Origin of the sequence: Pseudoalteromonas sp. TAE56, from assembly GCF_000497955.1 — a bacterium.
GTDB lineage: Bacteria > Pseudomonadota > Gammaproteobacteria > Enterobacterales > Alteromonadaceae > Pseudoalteromonas.
Map to the genome: position 1 here is coordinate 27,421 of NZ_AUTN01000072.1, position 19,010 is coordinate 46,430.

Consider the following 19,010-nt stretch of genomic DNA (forward strand, 5'->3'; position numbering starts at 1 on the left):
TCTGCAAATATTATGCAGTATCTGTCACTACAGCAACATGACACCAAGATTACAACTTTGTAATGTTCGCGTCATGTTGAAGACAGGTCTATTTTCTATACTCAATACATATTCTGCTATGAAGGAGTAAGGAAATGGGGTTTAAAAAGTCATCACAACAGGTTAGCACACCACGAAGACGATTTGTTCAAGGCTTAATTGCAGGAGGTGTACTTGCTGCTTTTCCGAGTGTATTACATGCTGCATCATCTTTAGTAGCAGGAACAATAACAGGCACTGTGCCCGAACTTAGCGGCGAAGTAATTGATCTGGTTATAGATGAATCGCCGGTTAACTTTACTGGCGTAGTACGTATGGCGACAACTATCAATGGATCTATACCCGCTCCTACCTTGCGCCTCAAAGAAGGCGATGACGTTACTATTAGAGTAACAAATAAGTTATCAGTACCGAGTTCAATTCATTGGCATGGCATTATTTTACCGTATCAAATGGATGGCGTACCAGGTATCAGCTTTAAAGGCATTATGCCGGGCGAAACCTTTGTTTATAAATTTAAACTGCAACAAAGCGGTACATATTGGTATCACTCACATAGTGGCTTTCAAGAAATGACAGGCATGTACGGTGCATTAATTATTGAACCGCGAGAAAACGATATTATTAGTGCAGATAACGAGCATGTTATTCAATTATCTGATTGGACTGATGATGACCCAATGGCGCTGTTCCGTAAATTAAAAGTACAGAGTGATGTATTTAATTTCAATCAACCCACTGTCCCAGAGTTTTTCGATGACGTTTCAAGCAGCAGTATTTCAAATGCTCTACAGCGCCGAAAAATGTGGAATCAGATGCGAATGAATCCTACAGATTTAGCTGATTTATCTGCATCAGCAATGACTTTTTTAATGAACGGTAGTACTCCAATGGCAAACTGGCGTGGATTATTTAAAGTCGGTGAAAAGCTTAGGTTAAGGTTTATTAATGGCTCTAGTAATAGCTTTTTTGACGTGCGTATCCCCGAGTTAAAACTAACGGTTGTACAAGCAGATGGGCAAAACGTTGAACCAGTGACAGTTGATGAATTTAGATTCGGCCCTGGTGAAACCTACGACGTAATTGTTGAGCCTAAAAATGATGCCTATACGATTTTTGCTCAAAGTATGGATCGCTCTGGTTACGCAAAAGGAACTTTATCAAGCTCGCCTAATATTGATGCGCCAGTACCTGCACTTGACCCTGTTGAATGGTTAACGATGACCGATATGATGGGCAATATGACCCACGGCGGTGAGCACTCTGCAATGGCTGGTATGGCAGGCATGTCAGGTATGAACTCTAAAGAAATGGATCATAGCGCTATGGGCCACGGTGCAATGGCGATGGATCATAGCAAACATGGTATGTCTGAAAACCCATTAGCGGTTGCCAGCTCTAAAGTGCGTCATGCAAAAACGGAGTATGGAGCTTCAGTTGATATGCGCGTTGATATGCCTAGAACAAATCTTGATGATCCTGGTATTGGTTTACGTAAAAATGGTCGTCGTGTTTTAACACTTGCAGATTTACACTCACTTGAAGGGATCACTAACCAGCAAGAGCCAGAAGCTGAAATTGAGCTGCATTTAACCGGAAACATGGAGCGTTATAGCTGGTCATTTGATGGCTTAGAATTTGGTAAAAGCACGCCAGTGCATATGAAGCATAACCAACGTTTAAGAGTTATTTTACAAAACGATACCATGATGACGCACCCTATGCATTTGCATGGTATGTGGAGTGATTTAGAAAACGAGCAAGGTGATGTGCAAGTGCGACGTCATACGATACCTGTTCAACCCGCACAAAGAATCAGCTTTTTAACCACCCCTCACGATGTAGGTCGCTGGGCTTGGCATTGCCATTTATTATTCCATATGGATGCCGGTATGTTTAGAGAGGTAGTCGTATCATGAAACAATTAAAACTATCTAAATCATTAGGTTTATTAATGTTAACAGGGGCTTCATTAATTAGTTTCCCTTTATTAGCGCAAAGTGAAATGGCACAAATGAATAGCGCTAAGATGCAACCACAAGGAGGAAGTGCACCTAAAGATGCAAGAGACCCCCATGCTTACTCTGCGGGAACAACTTTAACAGAAGGCCCATATGCGCTTGAGGGCAATGAGCGATTAACACTCGCTGATGAGCATCCATTTTACGCATTACTAGGCGATCGTCTTGAATATAACGAGCAAGCAAACGCAGGTGTATTTGACTTACAAGCATGGTACGGCACTACCTTTGATCGATTGGTAATTAAAACCGAGGGTGATTTCAGCGAAGGAAGTATTGAAGAAAACCAAACCGATATTTTATGGGGTCACGCCGTATCAGCATATTGGGATACTCAAGCAGGTGTTCGTCTTGATTACAATAAAGAAGGTGAAAATCGGCAATGGTTGGCTTTTGGCTTACAAGGTTTAGCCCCTTATTGGTTTGAACTTGATATGACAGCATACGTAGGTGAGCGAGGCAATACCGCATTTACGTTAGAGGCAGAGTACGAACTATTACTCACGCAAAAGCTAATTATACAACCGCGAGCCGAAATTACACTTTATGGCAAAAACGATAAACAAAACGAACTTGGAAGTGGCCTATCAAGCAGCGCGATTGGCTTTAGGGTTCGTTATGAATTTACACGCCAGTTTGCGCCCTATATTGGCGTTGAATGGAGCAATAAATTTGGCAATACCGCCGACTATGCCACATCAAGTGGACAAAGTAGCAACAACACCGCATTTGTTACGGGTATTAAATTTTGGTTTTAATCATTTTAAATAAGAGGTAATTATGAAGTTTTTTAATTCTGCAGTAGCTATTTTAGGTTTAGTACTTACATTTTCCGCATCAGCGCATATATCACTCAAGCAATCAACACCTGCGCAAGAAGCCATGTTAATGAAAAGCCCAGAGCAACTTTCGTTAACTTTTGGTGGTGAAGTAAGGCTAGCAAAAGTCATCATCAAAGATGAAAAAAATAAATCAATAAACTTTGATTTCAAACCAAGCTCTACCCCAAGCACAGACTTTAGTTGGTCATTGCCGAGCTTAGTCCAAGGCACTTACACGGTTAAATGGACAGCACTGGGTGGTGATGGACATAAAATGACCGACACGTTTAGATTTATGGTACACAAAAGTGAATCGCATAAGATGATGCAAGTACAATCTAATACCCACAGCAAACATAATCATTAAGTAGCAACATAATGCAATTAAGTGAATGGTCAGTACTCTTACTATTATTAAAACTAGCAAGCTATATCGCAATTTCAGGGCTTGCGGGCACTTTATTAATGCGCTTTATGTGTGGCAACAGCAATGTTGCAGGGCATCACTTAATTAGCTTTTATCAGTTCTTAAAACGTTGGCAAATTACGTGTGTAGTTACAGGTAGTATTGCTGCACTTTTACAAGTACCAATAGAAGCTGGAGCAATGGCTGAATCAGGCTTTATGGGAATGTTTGACCCCTTTATGCTTGAAATTGTTTGGCAATCAGTCATAGGTGACCAAGCAACGTTTAGAATACCAGCGCTTATTATTGCTCTAATTAGCGCATGTATGTGGAGTGTGGAATCAGATGATAACGTAGCAGGTTATAAAAACGTTGCCGTTATACTAATCATGCTTGGGTTTATCGCTTATAGCTTCACTTTTACTGGGCACAGTGCAAATGAAAATGGGTTAGTGAAAAGTATTTTAACCTTTCACCTTATTGCCATTGCGAGCTGGTTAGGGTCATTGTGGCCGCTTTACAAAAGCTGCACTTTACTACCTACCAGTGAAGTAAAGCGGTTAATGCATTACTTTGGTCAACTCGCTATTGTTATTGTATTTGTACTACTTATTTCGGGCTTAACTCTGCTCCTGCAGTACCTAGAGTCATTTTCTGCATTGTTTACATCAAATTATGGGCAACTAATTTTATTAAAGCTGTTACTCGTCAGCGCGATGCTGTTACTAGGTGCATGGCATAAGCTTTTTTTAGTCCCGCAAATCACTCAACAACACCATATAAGTATATTAAAACGCTCGATCACTGTTGAAATATTAATTGCCCTATTTGTACTTATTACAACAAGTGTATTTACAACACTTGTTGGTCCGCCTATTTAACGATTAATAAAAAAGGAAAATGTATGTTAATTAAATCCTCTAATTTAAAAATTTTATTGCTACTAATTTTTAGCGCTGTTAGTTCTTTTGCTGTGAACGCACACACCCATGAAGAGCACACAAAAAAAGGCTGGGTCTTTGTTAATGTTGATAGCGAAGCTGCAAAGGCAGTTAGCTTATTTCATGCATCCCTAAAACAAGGCGATGCCAAAGGTGCCCGTAAATTACTGGCCGACGATGTCGTCATTTTTGAAGGCGGAATTGTTGAGCGTTCTGCAGATGTATACGCGAACCATCATATGATAGCGGATATGAAATTCTTAAGTGCAGTTGATAGTGAACTGCTAGAGCATCAAGTTCACACAAATGGAGACATAGCTTACTCAATTTCAAGAAGTAAAACTCAAGGAAAGTATAAAGGGAAAGATATTAAGTCTACGGGAATGGAATCAATCACATTAAAAAACACCGATAAAGGTTGGAAAATCACTCATATTCACTGGTCTAATTAAGGAGTTAACAATGCGAGTAATCTACATTACCTCAGCGTTTTTTTTATCATTAACTATGTCATTTTCGGCAATGAGTATCGAAAAACAGCATAAAACATCAATAATCTATGAAAATTCAGAAAAACCTGAAATTGAGCTTACCGTTTATAAAAGTAAAAATTGTGGATGTTGTAATAAGTGGATTGCTCATTTGAGTGAAAACAATATTCAAACAAAAGCAATTAACGTTAATGACATGGGGTCGATTAAATCTCAGTATCAAATAAAACCTAATATGCGCTCATGCCATACAGCCGTGTCAGCCGATGGATTTGTATTTGAAGGTCATGTTCCCGTTAAACATATAAAACAGTTTTTATCTGGGCAACACGCTCCGCACATTACAGGCTTAAGTGTACCAGCCATGCCTATTGGCACTCCCGGAATGGAAATGGAGGGTATATTTCACAAATATAATATTGAACTACTCACTGACAACTCAAATGAAGAAACCTACAGATACATAAGTAAATCCAGCGAGCAATTTTAGCCTAACGGCATAATTCTTGAGTTAATTATTAAATACCCATTTTACACAACAGGAAACACTGATTTGTGAGCTTGATAGTGTAAAAATTACTCACATGTAAAAACAAAATACAAAACTTTTAAGGAGCAATACAATGTCACACTATTCAAAATTTTTTTTAATGATAGCAACATCCACAATAACCATGTTTGTATTGATGTATTTGAACACCTACCAACTTAGTCATGTTTATTTTAGTGAAACTCGTACTTATATGGCGCTTTATATGGGAGCCACGATGGCAGTGATAATGCTACTTTTCATGCTCAATATGTATAAAGATAAAAAGAAAAATATAACAGTACTCATTGCTAGTGTTGCCGTATTTGCAGGAAGTTTATTTTTAGTTCGCTCACAAGTGACTGTTGATGATAGCTCATGGATGTCGGCGATGATCCCACATCATTCAATTGCCATACTCACCAGTGACAGGGCAAAAATCAAAGATAAACGCGTTCAAAAGCTTGCTACAAATATAATTGAAGCCCAAGAGCGAGAAATAAAAGAAATGCAATGGCTCCTAAAAGATATAGAGCAAAACGGCATTGCACAAACCAATGCTCAAGCACAATTAAGAGCTGTTCCAGATTTCAATTCAAATAAATAAATAAACCGCATAACATAAGGAGTAAAGCATGAGTAAATCAGCCCAACTTTTTAGAATGGCAACAGATGAGCATATTTGTCCGTTTGGTTTAAAATCAAAAGACCTACTAGAGCGAGAGGGATATACAGTTGATGATCAGCTTTTAACTTCTCGAGAGCAAACAGATGAATTTAAAAAACAACACAGTGTAGAAACTACACCTCAAGCATTTATTGATAATAAACGTATAGGTGGCTACGACGATTTACGTGATTACTTTAATAAGCCACAAGCAGCCCAAGAAGGTACAACTTACACGCCCGTGATTGCGATTTTTTCGGTTAGTTTTTTGCTTAGTGTGGCATTTAGTTTTGCATCGGATAATAGCTTATTATCAATGCAAACCGCTGAACTGTTTGTAGCCCTAACAATGGCAGTGTTAGCAATACAAAAGCTTCAAGACTTATTTAGCTTTACTAATTCATTTATAACCTATGACTTAGTCGCTATGAAAGTAGTCAGGTACGCTTATGTTTACCCATTTTTAGAAGCATTTGTTGGCATTGGAATGATAGCCGGGTTACCAGCCTATATTATTGCCCCTATTTCATTATTCATAGGTGGGGTTGGTGCTGTTTCAGTGATAAAAGCAGTCTATATAGATAAACGAGAGTTAAAATGTGCGTGTGTAGGCGGTGACAGTAACGTACCACTAGGGTTTATCTCTCTAACAGAAAACTTATTTATGATAGCTGCCGGTATTTGGATGTTTGTTAGGTAAATAACAGCTTTAATTTAAAAATATGATGACGAGCTTATTTATAGCACGAACCAGATTCAGTAGTTGAGTCTGGTTCTGCCTGAACTTAAAATGCCATCAATTTGCTCTGGCTTCTCTAAGGTATCTTGAAGTTACAACGAGACTAAAGTTTTTTATCAATTGCATGATTTAAAAAAGCACTAGCCCTCTAATTTTATTAAATAGATCTAATCTAAATTTGATTCCAGAATTCTTTTGGCAATAAATTTTTAATCATCCTAGTGTTTAAGAATTTATAAATTTAATTAATAAATTTTGTGAAATTTTTCTAGTCCGCTTAGAGCGATAAGCGGTCGTTAGCAGTTACTTTTCAATTTCGTCAAAATATATATTGCCTGCATAGTCAAGAAAACGACCGAATCGCTCGTTTTTGTCCTGAAGTAAAAACCAGAACTACTGTATTTTGGTAGTGCTGGCAAATAGTTAAGAAGTTTGTTACAAGTGGGTAATTAAGATAAACGAGCGACGCTGTGGTAGAAGAACGTGCGATTCGCTCGCTATAAACATCCTATATGCTCTAGGAAATTATGAAATATCTAGTCAAACTTTATCTTGTTTTGCTCATGGTGGGCTGCACTTCAACTATTCAGCATGAATTACCTGGAGAAAAAATTTCAACTAGAAAGGCTGCAGATTTTAATGAAAAATCTGATGTTCCAAAGTGGGTCAGTAAGAATAAGAGCCTAATTGAATCACATTTATTTGTTTGCGAAACTTGTTTCGGTCACAAAGTGCAAGTGCATATAAATATTGATGATAATGGTTATCTAAAGTTTTCTAAAATCGTGCGTTCTACGGGCCAAAAAGAGCTAGAAAAAGAAGCGTTAAAAGCCATTAAATCTTCGGAACCGTTTGATATTTCGTACCTAAGTGAAGCAGACAAGAAAGTAGTACAAAATATAATATTTACCTTCGCCCCAGAAAAGAACACTTAACAAGTGACTAAGGTTATGAGTGTCCGCTTATGGCACTCTCCAGCCACTCGATAAAATAATAATTGATAAAGTGTTTTTCTCCGCCTGATGGCTCTTAGCTTATCCGACCTACTCTGGCACTAACTGAAAATACTCTTACTCTAAATTTAAAGTTAAGCTCTAATCAAAAAATATCAATTTTTGTGCCCTACTTTGCTTCAAATTGTAGTTATTATTCTCAATCTGTGACTCAAAATCAGCTTAAGTGATGGTACCCACAAACCCAAACCCGATATCTTATATTTCATAATTTATACGTTGATATTTGTCGAATTAAAATATTTTAACTAGCTTAAAGGCTGGCTGGTCAGTAACTTACATACATATAAAACTAAAAAGCACCCTGATTAACTCAGAGCGCTTTGCGTTTAGGACAAATAAACAAGGGTTATACAAATTTAATAAGGAGATGCTTAAGCATGACCTTCATGCTTGGGGTGTTACTTTTTCGATAATATTCGTAGTTATAGATACCTGTTATCATTCTAGTGCAAAAAAAACTTAGAGCGATAAACCAAGCGAAGTTTTCAGTGGATTGGAACTGTAAACACAATATAGCTGAGCCACTAAATGCGATAATCGAATAGGTAATTTCTATTCGATATTGGCTAAAAGCCTTTAAAATTTTGGACATTAAAAACCGTCATCAAAAGCATCAAAAGAATCATGTTCTATAGAGTCACCTATCGACTCTTCAATTTCATAAACAGTCATTACCCTGTCTGGCTGGCCCACCACATTGCCACCAACATCTACGATATTAGTACTGGCATTTGTGATAGGTAGTCCTGTTGTTGGATTAATAGCAATATCATTAGCGTCGTTTTTCATTTTTAAACCTTAATAATCATTAATTAATGCTTTCAAATTTAATGATTTCGTGATAAAAAACAAACTTGTTTGACTGCGCAGCTCAGCAACAAACAGTTTGAATAAGGCATTCACTTTTCTTCTATTTTCACTTAATTTTTTTAGTAAAAACCCTCTCCTCTTTATCTAAAAAGTTTATTAATAAGTTTAATTTGAAGGCGGCTTTTGTCTGCAAGACAGGTTTTTAGATCGCATTTTTCGGCACGAAAAACTGCAAAATAGCGCCTCAGAATGAGGCCAACAAGCGCGTAATGTGGTGTAGGCGAAGCCGTAGACACATGGAGAAAGCGCGAATGTACAGCTGGTCTGTACTGACCGCGATAGTGTTTCGCATCAGCGAAATTCGATTAAAATTTGGCACAAATTGATATCGAACCATAATTTTCGTCAGAAAATAAAAGCGAAGAAAAATGCGGATAATGGGGCACCCATCGCATTGTCTGAAGCGGCAGTATGGCGGTCAGTACAGAGCGTAGCTCGGTGCATTCGCGCTGGGTATAAAACGCTAGCGCGATAGCGCGTTGAGCCAGCTCGTTGCGGAGCAACACCAGAGCTGACGGGCGTTTTAGACCTATGGTTGAGTAGCGAAGCGACGAGGCCATCCGCTGAAAGCGGCTTTTGTTGCGATAATTATCGCGACAATCATTCCGTACATGCTGCCAGAGCATCTCGGAATGAAAAACGGCAATATAATTATAAAATGATGATAATTTTTGTGTTGCGGTGCTAGTTAATTTTAATAATTAACTCACCAAAAGGATTTTTGAATTGACTCAGCAACCATCAAAAGATTTAGAAACGAAAAACCCGCTTCATACTCACTACCCTCGCTATTTTGATATTAATATGCGGTATTATCTAGGCGAAAATAACCACCAAAAAGGGGTTAACAGAACCAAGGTCTCGGTGCTTATTGCAATTCGGTTTTCTATTGTTACACCAGGCATTGTGCGTTGGCTCTACGGCATTAATCATCGCCTCGCGTTGGAACACCTAAACAGGCTAGAAAAAGATGGTTTACTGCGTGTAGTAAAAACACACCGCAGTCCAGATGGTCGCGTCTATGTGCCTACCTATACTGCTGCCAAATTTGCCGAGGAGTTAATGGGCATCGACGTGTATTTTAGGAGTAATAAAAACCCTGCTCTGCAGTTCAACCAAAATAATGTAGCACACAACCTTATAAACGCATTTGTAATGTTGCGCGGTATACATAATTATCACAGTGATGAAACGTACGCCCCAATGTGGAGTGGATTCATTACCGAGCCTGAATTTAAACGTATTAATAACCTATCTGATGCACGAACTGTGGATGGTGCTGTGCGACTCCTAGATGGCTCTGTTGCAGCAGTTGAAATTGAGCATTCATTTAAAAATAAAACGGCACGACAGGTCATTTTACTAAAATATTTGGCCTCGTTAAAAAAAAACGATTACAGTAAGATTTTTTTATTCTCTCAATCGGTCAAAATTTTTGATGACATTAAACGACTCCACGAACAACTATTTGAGGAAATGCCGCAACGTTTTGACAAGAAGACACGAGCACCACTTCTCAGTGAGAGCGATGCTGAGCTGCTGCGTGCCTCAATAATATACCGAACTAAATTGTGCTCTGAAATTGAAAAAATGTTTTACTCGTAATGCAGTAGTATCAACATTGAGACATCATGATTATTTTATTTATTCAATTGTTTAGAGTAAAAAATCTTAGCTTCATCGTCACCAATGATTTTTGCATACGTTATACAGCGCCTTATATCTGCTTTTGCCAATCTAAAAGCGGGGTTTTCGTTTTGGTTTGATAGCTCATAATTTCCTAATCGATTGAGGTTTCCCCGAGCCCACACACCCTCAGCATGCGACCCCTTATTGACTTTAGGGCGACGAGATAGTCTTGGCCTAGCAAACTCTTCACTTTCACTAGAGCATTGAGTAAAATAGGAAAATTCAATGGCAGTAATACAGTTACCCATTTTTTTAGGCTTAAACGTTACGCGTACATCTGTGTGGGCATTAATTTTTTCAATAGCAGGTAACAGGATGCGGTTTTTAAAATCGCGCCATGCTCCATATGATTCAGATAAAAATAATTTTTGTTTCATCTCTGGCAACTGAAAATTCACAACTACCGCGCCCTGTCGTTTGTAATTTTTATAATTTCGCACCTCGTTTAGGAGTGCATACAACCGAAATGATGCTAGGCTGTTTAATTTTACTGTGTTATGAAAAAATAACCTTGTGAAATTTTTCTCTATATTAAAAATATACGGCTCGATTTCTTCTGAAAACTCAAGTGTAATGAAAGACCCTTGATTTTTCACCTTTTCGTATGAAGCGCTACTCACCCAAGGAATTGAAAGCGACTGCCCGCTATCGTCTAAAATGCTTACAGATTTATCTCTGAGTGACTCTGCGGCAGAACTCAGCTGCTCATAAACGCTGTACTTACTCAGGCCGAAACACTTGGCATATTCCGTTGGATAAATCAGAATTTTTCCTGGGTTAGACTTTTTGGAGTTTACTTTAGACAGCGCGAGATTTATTAATCGCTGCTCATTAATATCGAGCGAATAACCCGCATGTAACAGCTTATTGCCGAAAACAATTCTTGGAGAATTTTTACTACTCATTTCTCTACCTCATTTCTAGTTTATGCTGTTATGCTAACCGCGGCTCAACGAATAAAAGAAATTTCGGTAAGTTTTTTGGTAAAAAAAGTTTTATTTATTTACAGTGAAAATGGCCCCCTAAACCGTATAAATTGCCTACTCATTTCGTATAAAATGCCACAATAAACATATAAATTGCCCACCAAAACAGTAAATATTTTATTTAATTTCAATAAGATAACCCCCTCTAAAAGTATTAAAATAGAAAAAATAAAAATACAGGCACATTTGCAACTTTTATAAATTTATTAATTCATTTCTGACGGTTAAAAAATAAATTAATTATTTTTTTATTTTTTATTTTTTATTTTTTTACCCCGCCACTATCATTTGTAATAAAACTACTGAGTGAACTGACTTACTGAAATACGCAAAAGGGAGATAGACATAAATCTACCTCCCTTGTGCATTTGACCTATGGCCTTGCCAAACATGATTACAATGACCTCGCTTTTGAGGCATCGTAACGAAACCCTGTATTTGCGCAGGACCCCCTCCCAGGTTTGATACTCAGTAACTGAGTAAAATGCCCTATTAAACGCTATTGCAGTTAGGGCAACGAATCAGCAAATAATGATTCAGGCATATTTTGGGAGATATGATTAGGCTGTTATTTTGATTTTGAAAATAACCATTATGACCTCAGTTTCAATCGTTAATTTTTTCAATTAGACCCTAGGGATAAACATCATCCTCGAAGTCACACGGCAGCTCCACACGCTCTACTGGGTGGCTAATTAGGCTGTGCATGAGCTCATAAGCAAGTTTTCGCATAGCAAACTCATTTAGTGTTTTATTCGCTGTAATTTCAGGGCCAATAACCTCCCACAGCTCATCTAAATTCGCATTATCACTGCGTAATTCTAATAAGTTTATCTGGTGGTCATTAGCGGTGATTACTCGGCTAAATGAGTGTAATAAATTTAAAAAATCCAATGTTGATACGTATGTATGTTTCATTTTTTCACTATCCTTGTGTGTTTTGTTATCAAAATCGATAACGTATTAGTAAATAAAATCAGGCATGGGTATTTAAAACGGTTTACGAAAAATATTTTTAAAAAAGCGAACAAATGTTCGCTTAGGGGGTTATGCATTGTCGATAATATCGACCCAATCACTTTCTGTTGCTGCAAAAAATGTAGTTGGCGTTTGCATAAATATTTGCTGGAACTCTTCAGAGAACAGCTCACAAAACTGTGTTATTTGCTCTATGTAGATAAGTAAAAAAAGCGTCATGTCGTGCCCTTCTAAATACCTATTCTCAAAACTTGGATTTTTTTCCAACATACTATTTGAAATACTAATGCCAAGTATTTTTCCAACGCTATCTCTATGTAAATAGATGTAATTATTGAAATTTAACTCTAATGTTTGTTCATTAACTACATCTGCTAACAATAAAATTGTAGAGCAGTCATCCCACGGAGATCTACTGGCTCGAACGTATTGGCGAATAAATTGAGATTTAATATTTTTCATGATTTGTCCTCGTTAATTGTCCTGAAATTAACTAGGGCCATGCAATGGGTAAAAGTGAAGAATTGCGTTTTGTTGGTTTAATTTGCAAAAATAATAAAAATCATTAATGTTGGAATATCACTGTACAACCTTGAGGATGAATAATATGGCGGAATATATTTGGTTATTACCTGCGACCGTATTAACAATAGTTTTAGTCGTGGTTATTAAAAAGTCCAGAAAGTAAACCTATATTTTAAGTGCTTAGACAATTCAGCGTGAAGAGTAACTTGAGCCTACCTATCAGTAATAAGTATTGAACAATTAATAAACCAACTTCAATAATTTCCTGATAAATATACAAAACACATTACTTAATTCTCTATTTATCTAAAAAATTTTTTGTGTTTTTCTCTGAATTTTAATCAAGATGCAATCTAACTCCCCATTTAGCGGAGGGATTCAGAAAAATATCCAAAACATCCCTAAATTTTGAAAAATTTTGAAAATAGTTATCATAGTACTGTTAGTTTGATTAATTAAGCCTTCAAGCTAACCAATTCTTTTATTAATAACTTAAAGGTTTCTATGCAAATTATTTCTTCTAATAATAATGGACTGCAAATGCAAAAAGGATATGCGCTAGCGATAATAACCAATAAAGGTAAGATTATTCAGTCAGGTATGGTTGTTGAGTTAATGGTCTTTGAAGCAATGCTAGATCATATTATTAAAACCTTTTGTGCCAGGTTTACAAGTATTGATCCTAATTATTTTAAAGAACCTAAATAACTAAGCCCTTCAACTAAATAATATTGAATATGGCCTGTTGCAAGGGTAAACTTGCGTCAGGCCACTTCGTAATTACGTCAAAAGTCATAACCACTAACTAGCTCACCAGTATGTTTATGCAGACGCAACAAACGCTTCTTATCATTATGAAATTCCAGTAAAAGCTCAAAGTAGTCAGCATTTGAGGCACCTAATAGGTGCTCAAAAACATTATTGAGGCCACCTTTATCGCCGCTAAATGTATTTAGCTGTAAACTGATGCTTTTAAAAGTATCTTTAACTAGCTGGCGAATAGCTAAACGTTCGTCATTGGAAAGTTTTACAAGGTTTTTAGTAAGCGATAACCAGCGGTCTGTTACTTCATCACGAAAAGAGTGGTCAATTTTAGCAAGCTTGTTTTTACTGGTATCTATTTGGGTTTGAATGTCACGCGCTTGTGTTTCAAGGGCTGATATTTTATTAGCTATCGCCTGTGGTGGCGTGCCCTCAAGTATTAAAAGCGTTTCTGTAAGTGAGTTTATATCGTCATTAATTTTTTCAAGCTGCGCAACCAGTGCTGATTCTTCAGTATTAATTAATTCGCGGTCGCTGCCCCCTAGCAATATACGTTGCAGGTTTACTTTATCCTGGCAAAACTTAACAACAGCACTTTCAACCATTTCAATTTGCACTGTAGAACTCATTGTACAGTTATTATTGCGCCTAGCTTCAACACAACCATAGCGCTTATGGCTACTTTTTACTTCATCAATACACTTTTTACGATAAACAACATGCGAACCGACCGATTTACCACAACAACCACATTTAAATACACCAACGCCCGATAAAATCCCCACAAACTTTTGTGTGTGTTTCGTAGCACCTCGTTTAGATGAATCTGCGACTAAAAAATCAAACTCAACTTTACTCATTAATGGCGGGTAATAACCTTCAAGAACGTAATCAGCATCGCCTACTTTTACATTCAGCTCACCAATTAACGAACGGCGCTTTACCTCTTTATAAACATTAGCCCCAGTGTGGTGAACAGTACCCGCACCAAACTCTGCATTAATAAGCTCAGCTATTTTTATACCGCCGTGCCCTTTTTTAAATAATTCAAGCTTACGCAGCATAATAGCTTTATTGTGCGGATCGAAGTCGAATAACTTTTTATCATCATTCCACACTACCCAGCTAGGCGGCTTACCACACTTAACCCTAAAACCACGTTTGCCGGCTAACCAATCATCACATTGCTTAGTCAACGCAGAACGAACCCGCAGAGATTTAGTTTCACTTTCCTCATTGGCCCGTATCAACACCAGGATAATATAAACCAAATCCATCGGATTCTTTTTAATGGTTTCTTTATTATACTCTTTACGGTCAGCCGCCGTGATCACCGTAATATCAGCATTAATAATTTGTGCAATAATGCCCTGACTTTCAAGCGGCGCAGCACGAGAAATGCGGTCCAAACTTTCAAGCACTAAAATAGAACCCGCCGGTACCTTACCCTGCTCTACCGCCGCTAAAAATATACCCAAAGCGCCCCGGGTAATATTGGTTTTATGAAACGCACTTAACCCCATATCACGCATTGATAATGAGTCATCAAGCTCAAGCCCTTTTTCCTTAGCAACCTCTTTAGCAAAACTAAGCTGCCGATTTAAAGACTGCCCCTTAGCCTGTTCGATTGTAGAAAAGCGTATATAACTATAGAGTAATGGTTTTAAAGTAGTATGCTTATTCATGTTTTTGATTCACCTCTGTTGTTATATACAGTGTAAATCAATACAATATAAGTATCTACTATTATTATCCTTTTGCTGGCCTGTAATAGCCGTGGATACACATATATTTCGTGTATCTAACCGTACCAAGCTTGCCATGGGTAAAGACGTAGTTGCTGTTGAACAAAAGCTTGAAAAGGTTGTACCTGCTGAATTTAAAGTAGACGTGCATCATTGGCTAATACTGCACGGGCGTTACACCTGCGTAGCGCGTAAACCTAAGTGTGGCAGCTGTATTATTGAAGACTTGTGTGAGTTTAAAGATAAAACGGAATAACGAGTTGAAAAGCTATAGTGGTAAAACTCAATTATACAATTTGCTTTTAGCACTTACTTCAGCCTTCTGTATCTGGCTTTCAAATGGCTTTATCACCTTTATTGCTTTTAACGAGTCTGTTGCGGGAGTAACATTTGAAGAACTTTTGATCATATTTTCAAATGTCGATCTTTTACAGGTTTTGACCTTTCCTGAGTTTTGGGAAGCTAATGAAAATCATTCTTTTATTGAGGCCCCAAGTTTTTGGTTTGAGCCGATGACTGTTTTATCTTCGATAAGCTCATTACTTCTTATAATTTTATTTTCAACGTATGTAACTAAGTTGAAGCCTGAAACGATATCTTTATCTCTACTCTTAATTGGATTTTTATACCTGGTTGTATCATGGGGTGTTTTGCTAGATGTATCTGATGCAAAGATGATTGGGCCCTATTTAAGTATTGGTATTCAAGGTCTATTATTACATTCATTTATAAGTTGCCTAATTTATGTTTCTACTTTATCAAAAAATGTATATTTTAAATTTAGCACTAATTAGCCTTTCTTTATTCAGTAGCTTTGCATTTCCAAGCGAAATAGATTGGCAAAACAAAGCGGCTGATCATATTAGGTTAAATATAATTCTGTTCATTAATCTTAGCCTTTTCATTCTAATTTTACTTTTCTCATTTCGACATATTAAAAGATTAAAACGACTAAATATAACCATCACTAATGAATCGTTAATCGACCCTCTGACAAAAGTATTAAATAGGAGAGGCTTCCATGAACAAGTTTCACGCTTAGATAAACAAAGCGGCTTTTTACTAATTGCAGATATAGATAACTTTAAACTCATCAATGATCAATTTGGACATAATGCTGGTGACAAAGTCCTTCAAAGAGTAGCCCATGCTCTAAAATTTCAAACTAGAGAGAAAGATATTGTAGGGCGATATGGCGGAGAAGAGTTTGTAGTTTTCTTTCCTAGCCATGATGTTGAAATTGTAAAAATGATTTCACAACGNCTTGTAGAGGCAATTGCGAGTCTTAATTTAACTGATATATCACCTGAATTGCAAAGAGTTACAATTAGTGCTGGTGTAGATAAAGGCGATACAAAACACTGTAAGTTTGAAAAATTATATGAAAACGCAGATAAACTGTTATATCAAGCTAAAAGTGCTGGTAAAAATCAAGTTATCGTATTTGATAACTAACAGGTTAAGCCTTGGCTAGCACACTTCTATTCGAACTCTAGTGATAAGATAGCTAATCGTTTAGCTGCTAGTCGATTCTATATTATTAATAAATTGCGCCACATTAACTAAACGCTCACTAACAATAAATTGAGTCGTGTTTTTAACCCAAGGCCTAACAATATTTTTGTAATTTAATTTAGATAACCCGGAGATTGTGACTATTAATAGAACATTATCAAAGTATTAATTTCACAAGTCTCACTCCTTTGGTTATGCTAGTGAGCATTATAAAATTATATTGCGAAACCCTCTATGTTACCTCTACTTCGTATCTTGATAATTGAACAAGACCCAGCCACCTTACAAGGGCTTTCAACGAATCTATCAAAGACCATTCCTAACTTTGAGCGAGATGATATTCATATCGATATTATTGAATGCCTTGAGCTTAAACGCGCGTTGGAACATGTAGAGGAAGATGGTGATATTCAAGCTGTGGTTCTCAGTTGGGATATGCATAATAAAGTGGGTGAGCGGATGTATAGCCGCTTTATCGAGGATTTAAAGACAATTCGTCTTGAGTTACCGGTTTATGTTATTGGCGACGACACTAAAGGGCTGGAGATCGTTAACGAATCAGAAGAAATCGAATCATTCTTTTTTAAAGATGAAGTGATTTCTGACCCAGAAGCTATTTTAGGTTATATGATTAACGATTTTGACGACCGCTCAGAAACGCCATTTTGGACGGCTTATCGCCGTTACGTCGGTGAAGCAAATGACTCTTGGCATACACCGGGTCATAGTGGGGGTTCTAGCTTTAGAAACTCACCTTACATCAAAGATTTTTATCAGTTTTACGGCCGCAATGTATTTGTTGGCGACCTGTCAGTTTCGGTAGACTCACTAGGTTCATTGTCAGACAGCACTAATACCATTGGTCGCGCTCAAGAGTCAGCAGCGGCGACGTTTGAAGTTAAGCACACCTACTTTGTTACAAATGGTTCATCTACCTCAAATAAGATCATTTTGCAGACACTCCTGCGCAAGGGAGATAAAGTAATTGTCGACCGTAATTGCCACAAGTCAGTACACTATGGCATCTTGCAATCAGCTAGTTACCCCATTTATTTGGCGAGTATTTTAAATCCAAAATATGGCATTTTCGCGCCACCGTCGTTGGCCGACATCAAATTAGCAATTGAAAATAATACTGATGCTAAATTACTAGTGCTTACCGGTTGTACCTACGATGGCCTACTTAGCGACCTGAAACAAGTCGTAGATTATGCTCATCAATATGGTATCAAGGTGTTTATAGATGAAGCCTGGTTTGCATACTCTTTGTTTCATCCTAGCTTTCGTCATTATTCTGCAATACATGCTGGGGCTGACTACATCACACATTCGGCGCATAAAGTAGTATCGGCGTTTTCTCAAGCGTCTTATATTCATATTAACGACCCCGATTTTGATGCTGATTTCTTTCGAGAGATTTATAGTATCTACGCTAGTACATCGCCTAAATATCAGCTTATTGCATCGCTTGACGTGTGCCAAAAGCAATTAGAGATGGAAGGTTATAAGCTGCTCAATGCGCTGCTAAATCATGTTGAAGAGTTTAAACAACAGATGGCCTCGCTTAAGCAAATTAAAGTATTAGCTAAGCAAGACTTTATGGAAATATTCCCGCATTTTAGTGGTGATAACATGGGTCACGATCCATTAAAAATCCTTATTGATATTAGTGAGCTACCTTACTCATTAAAAGATATTCATAAATATCTACTGGATGAAATTGGGCTGGAGATAGAAAAATACACACACAGCACCATCTTGGTTTTACTCACGCTTGGTGGCACGCGTTCGAAGATAATTCGTTTGTACAATGCATTGAAAAAGCTAGATAGCGGTAAAGTAAAATTGTCGAAATCGACGCGCAGAGCTCGCTTACCTGAAAACTTACCAGCCATAGACTTGGCATGTATTCCAAGCGATGCTTTTTATGGCGACCGCGAATCTATACCTATCAGTAAAAGCAACAACCGCATTTGTGCAGGTTTAGTTACTCCATACCCACCGGGCATTCCGCTTTTGGTACCAGGCCAGCATATCACTAATGACCATATCGAATATTTACAAGAGTTGGCAAGCCAAGGACTGACGATACAAGGCAGTTTCGATGGTGAAATTTATGTTCTTAAGGGTAAGGTTAAAAAATAAAGGTATTGGTTTAATACTATCTCGATAATAATACCAATCTGCTTATATACGGGGTCTATTTAACGTTAAGAAAATTACGCTAGAACTAGGCAAAAATTTTTGTATCTAGTTGTTCTAAATAAAAA

At 37.4% G+C, this 19,010-nt stretch carries 19 protein-coding genes and 1 pseudogene; 15 read left to right on the plus strand and 5 right to left on the minus strand.

Going from position 1 to position 19,010, the window contains the following annotated elements; translation table 11 throughout:
- Nucleotides 1-134 precede the first annotated feature (134 nt).
- The 9 genes from L656_RS0106265 to L656_RS0106305 all read left to right on the plus strand — a co-directional run bounded on the left by L656_RS0106265 (nucleotide 135) and on the right by L656_RS0106305 (nucleotide 7,589).
- A complete protein-coding gene (locus L656_RS0106265; protein WP_010388409.1) occupies nucleotides 135-1,958 on the plus strand; it encodes a copper resistance system multicopper oxidase in 1,824 nt (607 codons plus the stop codon).
- Nucleotides 1,955-2,818: a copper resistance protein B gene (locus L656_RS0106270; RefSeq protein WP_002963237.1), complete on the plus strand. Its 864-nt coding sequence runs from the start codon at nucleotides 1,955-1,957 to the stop codon at nucleotides 2,816-2,818. The genes L656_RS0106265 and L656_RS0106270 overlap by 4 nt, the downstream gene beginning before the upstream one ends.
- A 22-nt stretch (nucleotides 2,819-2,840) precedes the next feature.
- Complete coding sequence (locus L656_RS0106275) at nucleotides 2,841-3,248, plus strand: copper resistance CopC family protein (protein WP_010388411.1); 408 nt, start codon at nucleotides 2,841-2,843, stop codon at nucleotides 3,246-3,248.
- 11 nt (nucleotides 3,249-3,259) lie between these two features.
- Nucleotides 3,260-4,168 (plus strand): copper resistance D family protein, encoded by a 909-nt coding sequence (locus tag L656_RS0106280; RefSeq protein ID WP_010388414.1) that lies wholly within the window; start codon nucleotides 3,260-3,262, stop codon nucleotides 4,166-4,168.
- A gap of 23 nt (nucleotides 4,169-4,191) precedes the next feature.
- The gene (locus L656_RS0106285) at nucleotides 4,192-4,680 is read left to right on the plus strand and encodes a YybH family protein (RefSeq protein ID WP_002963057.1); all 489 of its coding nucleotides are present in this window, start codon (nucleotides 4,192-4,194) and stop codon (nucleotides 4,678-4,680) included.
- A 10-nt stretch (nucleotides 4,681-4,690) separates the two neighbouring features.
- Nucleotides 4,691-5,209 (plus strand): DUF411 domain-containing protein, encoded by a 519-nt coding sequence (locus L656_RS0106290; protein WP_002963058.1) that lies wholly within the window; start codon nucleotides 4,691-4,693, stop codon nucleotides 5,207-5,209.
- A gap of 133 nt (nucleotides 5,210-5,342) precedes the next feature.
- Nucleotides 5,343-5,855 (plus strand): DUF305 domain-containing protein, encoded by a 513-nt coding sequence (locus tag L656_RS0106295; RefSeq protein ID WP_010388415.1) that lies wholly within the window; start codon nucleotides 5,343-5,345, stop codon nucleotides 5,853-5,855.
- Nucleotides 5,856-5,883: 28 nt separating this feature from the next.
- Entirely contained in the window at nucleotides 5,884-6,615 is a 732-nt protein-coding gene (locus L656_RS0106300) for a MauE/DoxX family redox-associated membrane protein (protein WP_002963060.1), read from the plus strand.
- Between the two features lie 566 nt (nucleotides 6,616-7,181).
- Complete coding sequence (locus L656_RS0106305) at nucleotides 7,182-7,589, plus strand: energy transducer TonB (RefSeq protein ID WP_024598543.1); 408 nt, start codon at nucleotides 7,182-7,184, stop codon at nucleotides 7,587-7,589.
- A 672-nt stretch (nucleotides 7,590-8,261) separates the two neighbouring features.
- On the opposite strand, the gene L656_RS0106310 is transcribed toward L656_RS0106305, so the two are convergent.
- Nucleotides 8,262-8,459, minus strand: coding sequence for a hypothetical protein (locus L656_RS0106310; protein WP_002963063.1), 198 nt, complete (start codon nucleotides 8,457-8,459; stop codon nucleotides 8,262-8,264).
- A gap of 807 nt (nucleotides 8,460-9,266) precedes the next feature.
- Between L656_RS0106310 and L656_RS0106320 the strand changes: the two genes are divergently transcribed.
- Nucleotides 9,267-10,145 (plus strand): hypothetical protein, encoded by an 879-nt coding sequence (locus L656_RS0106320; RefSeq protein WP_002962291.1) that lies wholly within the window; start codon nucleotides 9,267-9,269, stop codon nucleotides 10,143-10,145.
- 35 nt (nucleotides 10,146-10,180) lie between these two features.
- Here L656_RS0106320 and L656_RS0106325 read toward each other — a convergent pair whose 3' ends face one another.
- The 3 genes from L656_RS0106325 to L656_RS0106335 all read right to left on the minus strand — a co-directional run bounded on the left by L656_RS0106325 (nucleotide 10,181) and on the right by L656_RS0106335 (nucleotide 12,655).
- A complete protein-coding gene (locus L656_RS0106325; protein ID WP_002962290.1) occupies nucleotides 10,181-11,134 on the minus strand; it encodes a replication initiation protein in 954 nt (317 codons plus the stop codon).
- Between the two features lie 714 nt (nucleotides 11,135-11,848).
- Nucleotides 11,849-12,133, minus strand: a complete 285-nt coding sequence (locus L656_RS0106330) for a hypothetical protein (RefSeq protein WP_002962289.1) — start codon at nucleotides 12,131-12,133, stop codon at nucleotides 11,849-11,851.
- A 129-nt stretch (nucleotides 12,134-12,262) separates the two neighbouring features.
- The gene (locus tag L656_RS0106335) at nucleotides 12,263-12,655 is read right to left on the minus strand and encodes a hypothetical protein (protein ID WP_010558040.1); all 393 of its coding nucleotides are present in this window, start codon (nucleotides 12,653-12,655) and stop codon (nucleotides 12,263-12,265) included.
- A 567-nt stretch (nucleotides 12,656-13,222) separates the two neighbouring features.
- Here L656_RS0106335 and L656_RS0106340 point away from each other — a divergent pair.
- On the plus strand, nucleotides 13,223-13,426 hold the full coding sequence (locus L656_RS0106340; RefSeq protein WP_002962287.1) for a hypothetical protein: 204 nt from the start codon (nucleotides 13,223-13,225) through the stop codon (nucleotides 13,424-13,426).
- Between the two features lie 77 nt (nucleotides 13,427-13,503).
- On the opposite strand, the gene L656_RS0106345 is transcribed toward L656_RS0106340, so the two are convergent.
- Nucleotides 13,504-15,165 carry a recombinase family protein gene (locus L656_RS0106345; protein ID WP_002962286.1) on the minus strand — a complete coding sequence of 554 codons (1,662 nt, stop codon included), beginning with the start codon at nucleotides 15,163-15,165 and terminating at the stop codon, nucleotides 13,504-13,506.
- Between the two features lie 67 nt (nucleotides 15,166-15,232).
- On the opposite strand from L656_RS0106345, the pseudogene L656_RS0106350 reads away from it, so the two are divergent.
- From L656_RS0106350 to L656_RS0106365, 4 genes and pseudogenes are all read left to right on the plus strand, one after another.
- Nucleotides 15,233-15,481: pseudogene (locus tag L656_RS0106350) on the plus strand (endonuclease III); the annotation flags it as partial.
- A 4-nt stretch (nucleotides 15,482-15,485) separates the two neighbouring features.
- Nucleotides 15,486-16,019, plus strand: coding sequence for a hypothetical protein (locus L656_RS0106355; protein ID WP_024598545.1), 534 nt, complete (start codon nucleotides 15,486-15,488; stop codon nucleotides 16,017-16,019).
- Entirely contained in the window at nucleotides 15,991-16,680 is a 690-nt protein-coding gene (locus L656_RS0106360; protein WP_024591501.1) for a GGDEF domain-containing protein, read from the plus strand. The genes L656_RS0106355 and L656_RS0106360 overlap by 29 nt, the downstream gene beginning before the upstream one ends.
- A gap of 294 nt (nucleotides 16,681-16,974) precedes the next feature.
- The gene (locus L656_RS0106365; RefSeq protein ID WP_024598547.1) at nucleotides 16,975-18,885 is read left to right on the plus strand and encodes an aminotransferase class I/II-fold pyridoxal phosphate-dependent enzyme; all 1,911 of its coding nucleotides are present in this window, start codon (nucleotides 16,975-16,977) and stop codon (nucleotides 18,883-18,885) included.
- Nucleotides 18,886-19,010: the final 125 nt, after the last annotated feature.